The sequence below is a fragment of the Ferruginibacter profundus genome (genome assembly GCF_054783275.1).
This window is the reverse complement of record NZ_BAAGQW010000001.1, coordinates 2,262,658-2,274,598: the sequence shown is the minus strand read 5'-3', so window position 1 is coordinate 2,274,598 and position 11,941 is coordinate 2,262,658. Positions and strand designations below refer to the sequence as shown.

The window sequence follows — 11,941 nt, the reverse complement described above, 5'->3', positions numbered from 1 at the left end:
AAAATAATCGGGCATCAAACCATGAACCGAAGTTCTAAACCGCATCTTTGAGATGTGTGTGGTAGGGGAGCATTGAAATCTGCTGCGAAGGTGTGAGGCGACTCATGCTGGAGCGATTTCAAAAGAAAATGTAGGCATAAGTAACGATAATTAATGTGAAAAACATTAACGCCGTAAACCCAAGGTTTCCTGATCAATGTTAATCAGATCAGGGTTAGTCGGGTCCTTAGGCAAACCCGAAAGGGGTAGCTGATGGAAAGTTGGTTAATATTCCAACACCTACTATAGTTTCGATGGGGTGACGAGGTAGTGAAAGATCCGCGTTCTTACGGAATAGAACGTTAAAGGGTGTAGTTATAGGCAGTGTAGGTAAATCCGCACAGCTTGGCGAACCTGATAGTACAGCAAAGCTTCGGCAGCGCTGATAGTGATCCTAATCAAACCTCCGAGAAAAACCTCTAAGTTATGACTATAGCAGCCCGTACCGTAAACCGACACAGGTGGGTGGGATGAGTATTCTAAGGCGCTCGGGTGAGCCTTGGAGAAGGAACTAGGCAAATTAACGCTGTAACTTCGGGATAAAGCGTACCGATTTCGGTCGGTCTCAGTAAAATGGTACAACCAACTGTTTAGCAAAAACACAGGGCCCTGCAAAATCGAAAGATGACGTATAGAGCCTGATACCTGCCCGGTGCTGGAAGGTTAAGGAAGGATGTTCGGCGCAAGCCAAAGCTTCTGACTGAAGCCCCAGTAAACGGCGGCCGTAACTATAACGGTCCTAAGGTAGCGAAATTCCTTGTCGGGTAAGTTCCGACCTGCACGAATGGTCTAATGAGTTGTACACTGTCTCCTCCAAGAGCCCGGTGAAATTGTAGTATCGGTGAAGATGCCGGTTACCCGTCACGGGACGGAAAGACCCCATGAACCTTCACTACAACTTTGCATTGATTTTGAATTTTTGATGTGTAGGATAGTTGGGAGACTTTGAAGTGGTGTCGCTAGGCATCATGGAGTCGTCGTTGAAATACCAACCTTTAAACATTTAGAATCTAATCCCTAACGGGAAACAGTGCATGGTGGGTAGTTTGACTGGGGTGGTCGCCTCCTAAAATGTAACGGAGGCTTGCAAAGGTTCCCTCAGTACGGTTGGTAATCGTACATAGAGCGTATTAGTATAAGGGAGCTTGACTGTGAGACATACATGTCGAGCAGGGACGAAAGTCGGCTAAAGTGATCCGGCGGTTCTGTATGGAAGGGCCGTCGCTCAAAGGATAAAAGGTACTCTGGGGATAACAGGCTGATCTCACCCAAGAGCTCATATCGACGGTGAGGTTTGGCACCTCGATGTCGGTTCGTCACATCCTGGGGCTGGAGAAGGTCCCAAGGGTTCGGCTGTTCGCCGATTAAAGTGGCACGTGAACTGGGTTCAGAACGTCGCAAGACAGTTCGGTCCCTATCTGTGATGGGCGCTAGTAAATTGAGAGGACATGACCTTAGTACGAGAGGACCGGGTCGTACGTTCCGCTGGTGTATCTGTTGTGCCGCCAGGTGCAATGCAGAGTAGCTATGAACGGCCAGGATAAACGCTGAAAGCATCTAAGCGTGAAACCTTCCTCAAGATGAGTTTACTTTTAAGGGTCGTCGGAGACTACGACGTTGATAGGCTATAGGTATACAGGTGGTAACATCAAAGCCGAGTAGTACTAATTGCCCGTAAGCTTTATTTTTTATTTTTCTTAGGAGAAATAATTATATTTAATTACTCTTCTTTACAACTTATCCCAATATGTTATATTATTTATTGTCACTGGTTATCTTTTTAATCAGCTCGACATGACCGTCTTATGGTGGTTTTGCCGAGGGTGTTCACCTCTTCCCATACCGAACAGAGAAGTTAAGCCCCTCATGGCCGATGGTACTGCACAACAATGTGGGAGAGTAGGTAGCTGCCATATTCATTTAAAGCCCTTCAGTTTACTGAGGGGCTTTTTTATTTGTGTCATTTGAAAGATACTGGCTGGTGATGGTGTGTCCCCAACTTGTTGGGGAGGAGAGTAGGTAGCTGCCATATTCATTTAAAGCCCTTCAGTTTACTGAGGGGCTTTTTTATTTAAGTCATCTGAAAGATACTGACTGCTGATGGTATTGTCCCCAACGTGTTGGGGAGGAGAGTAGGTAGCTGCCATATTCATTTAAAGCCCTTCAGTTTACTGAGGGGCTTTTTTATTTGTGTCATTTGAAAGATACTGGCTGCTGATGGTATTGTCCCCAACGTGTTGGGGAGGAGAGTAGGTAGCTGCCATATTCATTTAAAGCCCTTCAGTTTACTGAGGGGCTTTTTTATTTGTGTCATTTGAAAGATACTGGCTGCTGATGGTATTGTCCCCAACGTGTTGGGGAGGAGAGTAGGTAGCTGCCATATTCATTTAAAGCCCCTCAGTTTACTGAGGGGCTTTTTTATTTGAGTCATTTGAAAGATACTGGCTGCTGATGGTATTGTCCCCAACGTGTTGGGGAGGAGAGTAGGTAGCTGCCATATTCATTTAAAGCCCTTCAGTTTACTGAGGGGCTTTTTTATTTGTGTCATTTGAAAGATACTGGCTGGTGATGGTACTGTCCCCAACTTGTTGGGGAGGAGAGTAGGTAGCTGCCATATTCATTTAAAGCCCTTCAGTTTACTGAGGGGCTTTTTTATTTGTGTCATTTGAAAGATACTGGCTGGTGATGGTGTGTCCCAACTTGTTGGGGAGGAGAGTAGGTAGCTGCCATATTCATTTAAAGCCCTTCAGTTTACTGAGGGGCTTTTTTATTTGTGTTATTTGAAAGATACTGGCTGCTGATGGTATTGTCCCCAACGTGTTGGGGAAGAGAGTAGGTAGCTGCCATATTCATTTAAAGCCCTTCAGTTTACTGAGGGGCTTTTTTATTTGTGTCATTTGAAAGATACTGACTGCTTATGGTATTGTCCCCAACCTGTTGGGGAGGAGAGCAGGTAGCTGCCATGTTCATTTGAAAAGCTTTTCGGGAAACGGAGGGACTTTTTGTTTTACCAATGTCTCTTTTTTCTTTAATGATTAAGCCTGTCCCTTTCCTGGTAGATCTGCCGGAGCAGATTAGCATGTAGATGTACATCCATAAAGTATATGTTATCGGAATTGTTATTACTCTTTTTGATAAAGGAGAATGGCGTGGAACTATGGGCAGTTTTTTTGTTACCTGCCTTTCTGTTTCTCTGTATTTATAGCGGGTTAATCTGATCACCTGCTAAAAGAGATGTTTTTTAAATAAGTGTAATGGTAGTGTATTTCGATTGGGCGGGAACTTACAATATCATCCCGTACAATTTAAATTCAGAAGATTAAAAGATTACCAGAACTACTGAATAGTATTCCGCTGGGTATTTTGGACAAGAGAAAGAAAACTCTTTGTAAGCAGAGGTTAGCAATAATAAACAAGACAGCTTTATTCAACTTTTTTCTCAATTCGCCGGTCGGGAATAAACCATACTGCAGCCACAAGTAAATACATAGAAAAACCAAGCCATGAATTAATAAAGGAAAGCCCGATACCAACAATATAAAATATAACGGAAAGAATTCCTTTACGGTCTTTGCCCAGGGCTTTTGCAAGTAACGAATCCTTACCCTGGATATCTGCAAGGCAATGTGCTAAAAAGTAATAAGCAATTCCCGCCATCATGGCAATAAATCCATACAAAGCTACCGGCCAGGTACTAAAATGATTTTCACCCATCCAGGCTGTGGCAAAGGGAAATAAAGACAACCAGAAAAGCAGGTGTATATTATTCCAAAGTACTGTTCCCGTTACTTTGTGAACGGTGTGCAACATATGATGATGATTATTCCAATAGATACCAATATTTATAAAACTCAGTACATAACTAAAAAATGTTGGTAGTAGAGGAAGCAATGCTTCCGGTGTATTACCATGAGGCACTTTCATTTCTAAAACCATAATTGTAATAATGATTGCAATAACGCCATCACTAAATGCTTCCAACCTGCCTTTACCCATAAGTGTTATGTTTATAAAGCGCAATATAATTTGCTGCAGTTAATTGCAGGTATATTTTGCCCTGTTATTTTTACTACCAGGTAAAAATAAAAATCCCTTCATTGCTGAAGGGATTTGATATGAGTTTATTTTTATAATATTAATAATCTCTGTTACCGCCACCGCCGTAACCGCCGCCGCTTCTGCCGCCGCCTCTGTTACCGCCGCCGCCATAACCACCGCCGCCGCCTCTGTTACCGCCACCGCCGTAACCGCCGCCTCTGCTACCACCACCGCCGTAACCGCCGCCGCCACTTTTCTTGTAGCCACCGCCGCCACCGCCTTCCTGGCGTGGTTGAGATTCGTTTACGATTAATTTACGACCCTGAACTTCAGTTTCGTTTAATGCAGCGATTGCAGCTTTAGCAGCTTCATCGTCTTCCATTTCAACAAAACCAAAACCTTTACTGCGGCCGTTCATTTTGTCTTTAAGAATTTTTGCGCTAGTTACGCTACCGTGTTCTGTGAAGAGATTCATTAAATCATCATCAGTCATTGACCAACTTAGATTTCCTACATAAATGTTCATTGTAAAAACTTTTAAATAAATAAATAAAAAACGATAATGACTTAGTTGAACAATGAACTGAATCGGACTTGTAAAAAAGCTACTTCAGCCAATAGCGAAAAACTAAAACCATTAATTCCTCATAAAGATAGGGGTTTTGTTCATATATTGTTATAAAAGCATAAAAATTTAAAAAATCATGGTTCCGCCGCTTTGCAGTGGTTATCTAAGGGTTTAACAAACAATTGTTTGTACTAAAAAATCCGCCCTGGTAGGGACGGATTTTTTAGTACAATTTCCGGAATAAATCTAAACTTATTCAGATATTACTTCAAATTCAACCTCAGTTTCGTTACCGTTACCAAAGTCAATTTTTGCTTTGTATGTACCTAATTCTTTTACATCATCAATGATAGTGATGCGGCGGCGATCGATCTCATAACCTTTTTGATCTTTAATAGCACGAGCTATCTGAACAGAAGTTACGCTACCAAATATTTTGCCACTGGTACCGGTTTTAGCACCAATTTTTAAAGCACCATTTTGTAAAACAGCAATTACGCTATTCAATTCAGCCAATAATTTAGCTTCTTTTTTAGCTTGTTGTTTCTTTTTTTCTTCCATCATTTTCACGTTGGAAGGACTTGCTTCTACAGCCATTTTTTGAGGAATAAGATAGTTACGGCCATAACCGTTTTTTACTGTTACCAGTTCGTTTACACCGCCTAAATTATTTACATCCTGTATTAATATTACCTGCATTGTTTTGCATTTTTACCCAATTCCGAAAGCTTTCGGGACTTTCCCTACTAAAAGGTTAGGGTGGTGAAAAAAAATTATTTCAATAAATCTGTAACGTAAGGCAGAATGGCCATTTGACGGGCTTTTTTTACTGCATCACCTACTTTACGCTGAAACTTTAAAGAGTTTCCTGTAATACGGCGTGGCAATAATCTTCCTTGTTCGTTAATGAATTTTTTTAAAAATTCAGCATCCTTATAATCGATATAATGGATACCCATTTTTTTAAAGCGGCAATATTTTTTTGGACGCTTTTCCTGCTTAATGGCAGTAAGGTATTTTATTTCATTTTTTGCCATGGCTTAAGCTTCGGATTTTTCGTTAGTAAATTTGCCGCCACTTTTCTTTTTGGCATTGTACTCAACGGCGTACTTGTCGAGTGCAGTGTACATGTGACGCATCTGAGATTCGTCACGTAAAAGTTGAATTTTCAACTTTTCATTGAAGCTGGATGGCGCTTTATACTCCATTACCCAATAAAGACCAGTGGTCTTTTTAGCAATGGGATAGGCCAGTGATTTTAATCCCCATGGGTTACTGTACACAACTTCACCACCGTTTTCTACAACGAGGTCAGCATATTTTTTCTGAGCGGCTTTAAATTCGTCGTCAGATAGTACAGGGGTAAAAATCACCATCAATTCGTAATTGTTCATTTCCCTTGTTTTGTTGTTTAAAAAATTGTTTATTCCCGTTCGTTTTAAACGGGCAGCAAAGGTAAGCTTTTTAATGGATAATGAGGTAATGAATAACAGATAATTTTAGTGCGTATTGAACGGTTGTTTACCAACGGAGGTACCATATCAGGCATTGTTTTGAAACCAGTATGCAAAACAGTGCTTAACCGGCTTAAAACCAGCGGTGTAGGAAGGTACTATTTATACAACCCGGTTAATTTACCAGCCTGTAAACAGGGTAACGGTTATGTCCTGGTTCGTAGTAAGGCGAGTTTTTATAGATAAAATCAAGCTGGGCAGGCCCGCTGGAAGCAAATTTGGGGTCTGCTTTTTTCTTTTCCTCCAATTTATTTTTCAAGTCCGGATTTTTTTGCAGCACTTCTGCAGCGAGGTCTTCCCAGCGGTAATCGCTATATCCTTCTTTTTGCTGCAGTACGGCATCAAAAAAATTCCAGGCAAAAAAACTGTCATCGCCGGTTGGCTCCAGCATTTCTACGATGTAGCGATTGGCGCTTTGATTCATCGGTATAAGATAATCTCCTTTTAAAAATTTTATTTTTTGTTTTAGGGCCGTAATTTTTACAGCAGAATTTTTATGGTGCTTTTCATAAGGACGGGGAAGGCTTTTGTAATCATCAATGTGATATGCTTCTACTTCTATTAAAGTATCATTGCTGAATTGTTTTACGATCACATTGTTCAGCTTTAATAAATCAACTGCGGCATACCAACCTTGCGGAATGATATATGCAGAAGGAGCAGTTACAACATTGGAAGGTTTAAATACATTGAAAAATCTTACTTGTTTGGTAAATGGTTTGCTTCTGTCGTAAAACATTCTTTGCAAGCCTGTGGCATTACTTGGTTTAAAACCTTGTTCATATCCTTTAAAAGTGATTATTGAATTTTGTGTAGTATCTACAGCCCAACTTAAAGCCCGGTTTTTCTCTTTTATCACTTCTGCCCTTGCATTTTTACGTTGTGCAATTAGTTCACCGGCATTGGCGGCAGTTTTTTCAATCATTGTTTGCATTAAAGCATAGGTGGAAAGCACCCTGTCTTTAAATGGTTTTAGCATATGCGTTTCCGGTACAAAGCCGATGGTTTGAAATAAAGCTGCATAACCTGAAGAATAGCGTGGCGGATCGTAAAACATTTCCATTCCTTTATCCGGTGTTTCAGTTTCAAAATTTACATAGGGCACCATATCCCATTTTTTTTCTGCCATGCCTTTATACAATTGCGGTTCAAAACTATTTTTCAGCCATTCGCCTAAACCGGCACCCAGCTTATTGTATTGAGTAGTAAGCAACGTCATAGTATGTTGGTAATCGGCGCCATCGCTTACGTGATTATCCATTAAGATATCGGGATCGAGTAAATGAAAAATTTGTGCAAATGACCTTGCTTCCCTGCTGTCGCATTTTGTAAAGTCCCTGTTAAGGTCGAGGTTTTGTGCATTGCCACGAAAACCATATTCCTCAGGGCCATTTTGATTGGCCCTTGAATAGGCATTCCGGTTAAGGCATCCGCCAATATTATATACAGGAATAAATGCCAGTGCAATATTGCCAGGAAGCTGAACTTTGCCCAATATAATATCTCTTACCAGCATCATGCTTGCATCAATACCATCAGGTTCTCCGGGATGAATACCATTATTGATAAGAATAACAGCTTTGTTTTGTTTATGCCATTGTGCAGGATCAAATTTTCCATCTTTACTCACCAGTACAATATGCAGAGGATAGCCTGCATCGCTCATGCCCATCTCTTTTACCATTACCATCGCAGATTGTTGATCTAATTTTTTATACCAGTCAATAGCTTCAAAGTAGGTGGCACTTTCGAGGCCATTGGTTTTTTCGAAGCGGCATTGCTGGGCACTGGTAGTATGAAAAATAAAGAAGATAACTGAAAAGAAGAGGACTGTTTTTCTCATTGCGTTGATAAGTTTTGGTGAAGCTACAATGATTTTTTCTTTGCCGGAAGCCGTTTATAAAAAAATAACAGCGACTGCTAAAAACCATTAACCAGTAATTAACTTTAAACAATGCAGGGCTATGTGATTTAAATTTGAATTTTGCGGAGTATCTTAAAGGAAATTATGAGGTCATCTGCTACAAGGTTAATAATTTTTATTACTACAATTTTAATTGCTGTTATTATCGGCCTGCAGATGCATTGGCTTAATAAGACTTATTCTTTTGAGAAAAAAGAATTCAGGACTTCAGTAGTAAAATGTATCCGTGGGCTTTATGAAGATCTTGACCTGGCAGATGAGCCCGGCACTAATCTTACTAAATTAATTGAGAGCCCTAATGAGAATACTTTTATTTTCAGGGTAGATGATGTTCCGCCAAGAGATACGCTTATCAACGCATTGATGAATGAGTTTGATGATTTTAAAGTGTACACCGATTGTAAAGTGGCGGCTTACGATGATAGTACTAAAAAATATGTGTACGAGGCATTTTTGCCAACAGCTGCATCAATTCATCCAGTTTCCATTGATGTTGATGCTCCCAATTCTGTAAAGGATTATTCTTTTGTGTATCTTAATTTTCCTAACCGGAGCAGTTATATACTGGGTAATATGAGTAACTGGATATTTACGATCATCCTGTTATTGCTTTTGCTGATTGGCCTTGGGGCCAGTATCTATTATTTGTACCGGCAAAAATTTCTGAATGATATTCAAAAAGATTTTATCAATAATGTTACACATGAATTCAGTACACCGTTAACGGTGATAGATCTTTCTACAGATGCTTTGCAAAAGCCGGGTATTGCAGCTAACCCCGAAAAATATAATAAGTATGTAGCATCTATCAAATACCAGAATGAGTATTTGAAAAAACATATTCAAACCCTGGTAAAAACAGTGGTTACAGAATCCTATCATCTAACGCTTGATAAAACCGCTGTTCACCCCGAAGAACTGATAAAAAGAGCTATTGTTCAGTTAGAGCCTATTGTATTGCAAAAGAACGGCAGGATCATTTTTGAGGAACCTGAAGAAATGAATGAAGCCATTATGGCCGATAGTGACAACCTGTATTTAGCCATTTTTAATATTATCAGCAATGCGGTTAAATATTCGGAAACACCTAAAATTATAATTACCACGGGGATGCAGCATTTTAAATATGTTATCAGCGTAAAAGATAATGGTGTGGGAATAGCAGCAGCAGAGCAACAAAAAATATTTAAAAAGTTTTACCGTGCACAGAATGGGAATATCCATAATGCCAAAGGGCTTGGATTAGGTTTGTATTTTGTGAAAAAAATTATAGAATTGCATCATGGATTGGTAGAAGTAAACAGCGTGGAAGGGATTGGAACTGAATTCAAGATTATTTTACCCATTAATTAAACTATCATGGAAATAAAAGGCCGGGTTTTACTTGCAGAAGATGATATTCACTTAGGAGATGTGATGAAAGATACACTTGAAGATGAAGGATATTCGGTGTTTCATTGTACGGATGGGCAACAGGCAATTGACCTGTTTGATAAGGATAAATTTGATATTTGCCTGCTTGATATTATGATGCCGGTAAAGGACGGTTTTACGGTTGCAAAAAAAATAAGACAACAAACTGATATAGTGCCCATTATTTTTATCAGTACGAAGGCATTGCTGGAAGATAAAATTGAAGGATACCACAGGGGTGCCGATGATTACATTGTAAAACCTTTTCAAATGCAGGAATTGTTGTTGAAAATGGAAGTGTTTTTACGACGCACCAAAAAAATGTTTGCTGATAATTTACAGGAATTTTCCGTTGGTAAAATTCATTTTCAGTTTACTAATTTAAAGATGATCACACCAGAGGGTACTATAACCATTACGCAAAAAGAAGCGGAGTTATTAAAATTCCTATGCCTGCACCCCAATAAAATTTTAAAACGTGATGAGATATTAACCGCAGTTTGGGGTAAGGATGATTATTTTTTAGGAAGAAGCATGGATGTGTTTATGACAAAGATACGCAAGCTGTTAAAAGCAGATCCTTCGATTGTGCTGGAAACGATACACGGCATGGGCTTTCGTTTTACAATTCCCCAGTAAAAATGTCAATGCTGTAGTTTTTTTGGGGTTAACATTTGCTTAACCCCTGTTTAACCAATATTAATTCGGCTTAACCAAAGTGCAGAGTATGTTTGTGTTTCATATAACAGTACCATATGCTTTGGTGGTTTTTCAATATGGTTTAAAGGGTATTTTTTAAATACCCTTTTTTATGTTTTACGTGTTATCCTTTCTAGTTACCATTTCATTCTTCCCAGGCCTTACAGTTAAATACATTTACCATTTGCGTCAAAAATAAAAAGATACGGGAAAAATAAAAACCACCGGTTGGTGGTTTTTATTGTAGTTTTTTGGATGCTTAGCCTTTTTTGTTAGCCTTAAATCTTTTGTCCGGGGTACCGTCTTTTTTAACGGGGCCTGTAGCAGCAGGGGCGGCAGCTTTGTTGGCTTTAAATCTTTTATCCGGAGTACCGTCTTTTTTCATTGGCCCGGCAGCAGCTGGCGTAGCGGCTGTTTTTGCAGCGGGCATGCTTACCACTTTAGCTGTAGTAGCGGGTTTTGCAGTTTCTTTTTTTACTGCTTCCATTTTGGGTTTAGCTGCCGGCGCAGCTGCTTTGGCTCCTGTTTGTGCAATCGATAAGCTGGCGAATCCTACCAGCGCAAGGGCTGATAACAATAATTTTTTCATGATGGTAAAATTGTTGAAATGAATAATAAACAAGTTTACAAATTTGATTTGGCAAAACTGCTGCTGGTGACACAGTTAACTTGCGCTTAACCAAGGTTAACAAAGTTATAAAACACTATAATTGCTTTGGTTATGCGGCCTTTTGGCGGTGAGATTAGGAAATGGATGCAATAAAAAACCCGTCATAAGACGGGTTGCTGTAAATTATTTTGAAGGCAGTATTATTTAGCCAGTGCGTTAACTCTTTTAGCCAGTTTGCTTTTTAAGTTAGCAGCTTTGTTTTTATGGATGGTGCCGCGTTTTGCCAGCCTGTCGATCATTGAAGCAACTTTTGGAAATTGTTCTGTTGCAACAGCTTTATCGCCTGCTTTTAAATCACGTATTGCATTACGGGTTGTTTTACCGTAATAGCGGTTACGTTCGTTACGCTTTGTACTCTGACGCACATCTTTTTTAGTAGCTGAATGGTTTGCCATTTAAATCTATTTTTTGGGCTGCAAAGATAGGGAGAAATAATTGATAATTGAATAATTAATAATGAATAATTTTTGGAGTAGCCTCATTTTTAGCTATTTTACCCTTTAAATAATTGTATGAACCGCCTGTTATTACTTTTTTTACATATAGTTTCCCTTGTTTTACTGGGTTTTGGATGGGTTAAAGATATGCTGCATATAGAGATCAGTGCCCATTTTATAGTAAACCTCAGTCTTTTTAATGAAGACCGGAGTGTGCTGGGTACATTGCAAACCTTGTGGCACAGTGGCAATTACTGGCCTTTTTTACTCATTTTTTTATTTGGAATTGTGGTGCCACTGGTAAAATCGGCAGTAATTTTTTATTTGCTGGCGGTTAAAAATGCCCACCCGGGCTGGTTTGGTTTTGTAAACGCCATCAGTAAATGGGCTATGGCAGATGTGTTTGCCATCAGCATCCTGGTAGCTTTTTTAGGGGCCACGGCTATGGAAAATACAAAGGCCAACCTTGAAATTGGCTTTTACTGTTTTACAGGATATGTAATATTAAGCGCCATTATAGTACTGCTGTCAGGAAAAATCATCAAAAAGCCTGAAACTTCTAATGCATAATTAACGATATTTGCATACTTATAAAAAAGGCTTTGGGTTGAAGGTTCTTGTTCAGTAGTTTGTTGCCCT

General features: G+C 39.6%; 11 protein-coding genes and 2 rRNA genes (1 of these 13 cut by a window edge). 5 read left to right on the top strand and 8 right to left on the bottom strand.

Annotated elements, in window-relative coordinates; all coding sequences use genetic code 11:
* A 23S ribosomal RNA gene (locus ACYVM0_RS09695) occupies window positions 1–1,727 on the top strand (it extends 1,152 nt beyond the left edge of the window).
* A 116-nt stretch (window positions 1,728–1,843) separates the two neighbouring features.
* Window positions 1,844–1,955: ribosomal RNA gene (rrf, locus tag ACYVM0_RS09690) — 5S ribosomal RNA — on the top strand.
* A 1,507-nt stretch (window positions 1,956–3,462) separates the two neighbouring features.
* Here the strand turns inward: rrf and ACYVM0_RS09685 are convergent.
* The 6 genes from ACYVM0_RS09685 to ACYVM0_RS09660 all read right to left on the bottom strand — a co-directional run bounded on the left by ACYVM0_RS09685 (window position 3,463) and on the right by ACYVM0_RS09660 (window position 8,002).
* Window positions 3,463–4,035, bottom strand: coding sequence for a TMEM175 family protein (locus tag ACYVM0_RS09685; protein ID WP_460556058.1), 573 nt, complete (start codon window positions 4,033–4,035; stop codon window positions 3,463–3,465).
* 139 nt (window positions 4,036–4,174) lie between these two features.
* Window positions 4,175–4,603: an RNA recognition motif domain-containing protein gene (locus ACYVM0_RS09680; protein ID WP_460556056.1), complete on the bottom strand. Its 429-nt coding sequence runs from the start codon at window positions 4,601–4,603 to the stop codon at window positions 4,175–4,177.
* Between the two features lie 294 nt (window positions 4,604–4,897).
* Window positions 4,898–5,344: a 50S ribosomal protein L9 gene (gene rplI, locus ACYVM0_RS09675; RefSeq protein WP_430989373.1), complete on the bottom strand. Its 447-nt coding sequence runs from the start codon at window positions 5,342–5,344 to the stop codon at window positions 4,898–4,900.
* A 74-nt stretch (window positions 5,345–5,418) separates the two neighbouring features.
* The gene (gene rpsR / locus ACYVM0_RS09670; RefSeq protein ID WP_430989374.1) at window positions 5,419–5,682 is read right to left on the bottom strand and encodes a 30S ribosomal protein S18; all 264 of its coding nucleotides are present in this window, start codon (window positions 5,680–5,682) and stop codon (window positions 5,419–5,421) included.
* A gap of 3 nt (window positions 5,683–5,685) precedes the next feature.
* Window positions 5,686–6,039, bottom strand: a complete 354-nt coding sequence (gene rpsF, locus ACYVM0_RS09665; protein WP_430989375.1) for a 30S ribosomal protein S6 — start codon at window positions 6,037–6,039, stop codon at window positions 5,686–5,688.
* Between the two features lie 235 nt (window positions 6,040–6,274).
* The gene (locus tag ACYVM0_RS09660; RefSeq protein ID WP_460556051.1) at window positions 6,275–8,002 is read right to left on the bottom strand and encodes a M14 family metallopeptidase; all 1,728 of its coding nucleotides are present in this window, start codon (window positions 8,000–8,002) and stop codon (window positions 6,275–6,277) included.
* 141 nt (window positions 8,003–8,143) lie between these two features.
* Between ACYVM0_RS09660 and ACYVM0_RS09655 the strand changes: the two genes are divergently transcribed.
* Together ACYVM0_RS09655 and ACYVM0_RS09650 are read left to right on the top strand one after the other, a co-directional pair.
* On the top strand, window positions 8,144–9,436 hold the full coding sequence (locus ACYVM0_RS09655) for a sensor histidine kinase (RefSeq protein WP_460556048.1): 1,293 nt from the start codon (window positions 8,144–8,146) through the stop codon (window positions 9,434–9,436).
* A 6-nt stretch (window positions 9,437–9,442) separates the two neighbouring features.
* Window positions 9,443–10,135 carry a response regulator transcription factor gene (locus ACYVM0_RS09650; protein ID WP_460556044.1) on the top strand — a complete coding sequence of 231 codons (693 nt, stop codon included), beginning with the start codon at window positions 9,443–9,445 and terminating at the stop codon, window positions 10,133–10,135.
* 319 nt (window positions 10,136–10,454) lie between these two features.
* On the opposite strand, the gene ACYVM0_RS09645 is transcribed toward ACYVM0_RS09650, so the two are convergent.
* Window positions 10,455–10,784 carry a hypothetical protein gene (locus ACYVM0_RS09645; RefSeq protein ID WP_430989379.1) on the bottom strand — a complete coding sequence of 110 codons (330 nt, stop codon included), beginning with the start codon at window positions 10,782–10,784 and terminating at the stop codon, window positions 10,455–10,457.
* A 221-nt stretch (window positions 10,785–11,005) separates the two neighbouring features.
* Window positions 11,006–11,260: a 30S ribosomal protein S20 gene (gene rpsT / locus ACYVM0_RS09640; protein ID WP_460556041.1), complete on the bottom strand. Its 255-nt coding sequence runs from the start codon at window positions 11,258–11,260 to the stop codon at window positions 11,006–11,008.
* A gap of 117 nt (window positions 11,261–11,377) precedes the next feature.
* Between rpsT and ACYVM0_RS09635 the strand changes: the two genes are divergently transcribed.
* Window positions 11,378–11,872: a paraquat-inducible protein A gene (locus ACYVM0_RS09635; protein ID WP_460556038.1), complete on the top strand. Its 495-nt coding sequence runs from the start codon at window positions 11,378–11,380 to the stop codon at window positions 11,870–11,872.
* Window positions 11,873–11,941: the final 69 nt, after the last annotated feature.

Coding starts and splice junctions, on each gene's coding strand:
- ACYVM0_RS09685 (WP_460556058.1), bottom strand. CDS start 4,035: ATGGGTAAAGGCAGGTTGGAAGCATTTAGTGATGGCGTTATTGCAATC.
- ACYVM0_RS09680 (WP_460556056.1), bottom strand. CDS start 4,603: ATGAACATTTATGTAGGAAATCTAAGTTGGTCAATGACTGATGATGAT.
- rplI (WP_430989373.1), bottom strand. CDS start 5,344: ATGCAGGTAATATTAATACAGGATGTAAATAATTTAGGCGGTGTAAAC.
- rpsR (WP_430989374.1), bottom strand. CDS start 5,682: ATGGCAAAAAATGAAATAAAATACCTTACTGCCATTAAGCAGGAAAAG.
- rpsF (WP_430989375.1), bottom strand. CDS start 6,039: ATGAACAATTACGAATTGATGGTGATTTTTACCCCTGTACTATCTGAC.
- ACYVM0_RS09660 (WP_460556051.1), bottom strand. CDS start 8,002: ATGAGAAAAACAGTCCTCTTCTTTTCAGTTATCTTCTTTATTTTTCAT.
- ACYVM0_RS09650 (WP_460556044.1), top strand. CDS start 9,443: ATGGAAATAAAAGGCCGGGTTTTACTTGCAGAAGATGATATTCACTTA.
- ACYVM0_RS09645 (WP_430989379.1), bottom strand. CDS start 10,784: ATGAAAAAATTATTGTTATCAGCCCTTGCGCTGGTAGGATTCGCCAGC.
- rpsT (WP_460556041.1), bottom strand. CDS start 11,260: ATGGCAAACCATTCAGCTACTAAAAAAGATGTGCGTCAGAGTACAAAG.
- ACYVM0_RS09635 (WP_460556038.1), top strand. CDS start 11,378: ATGAACCGCCTGTTATTACTTTTTTTACATATAGTTTCCCTTGTTTTA.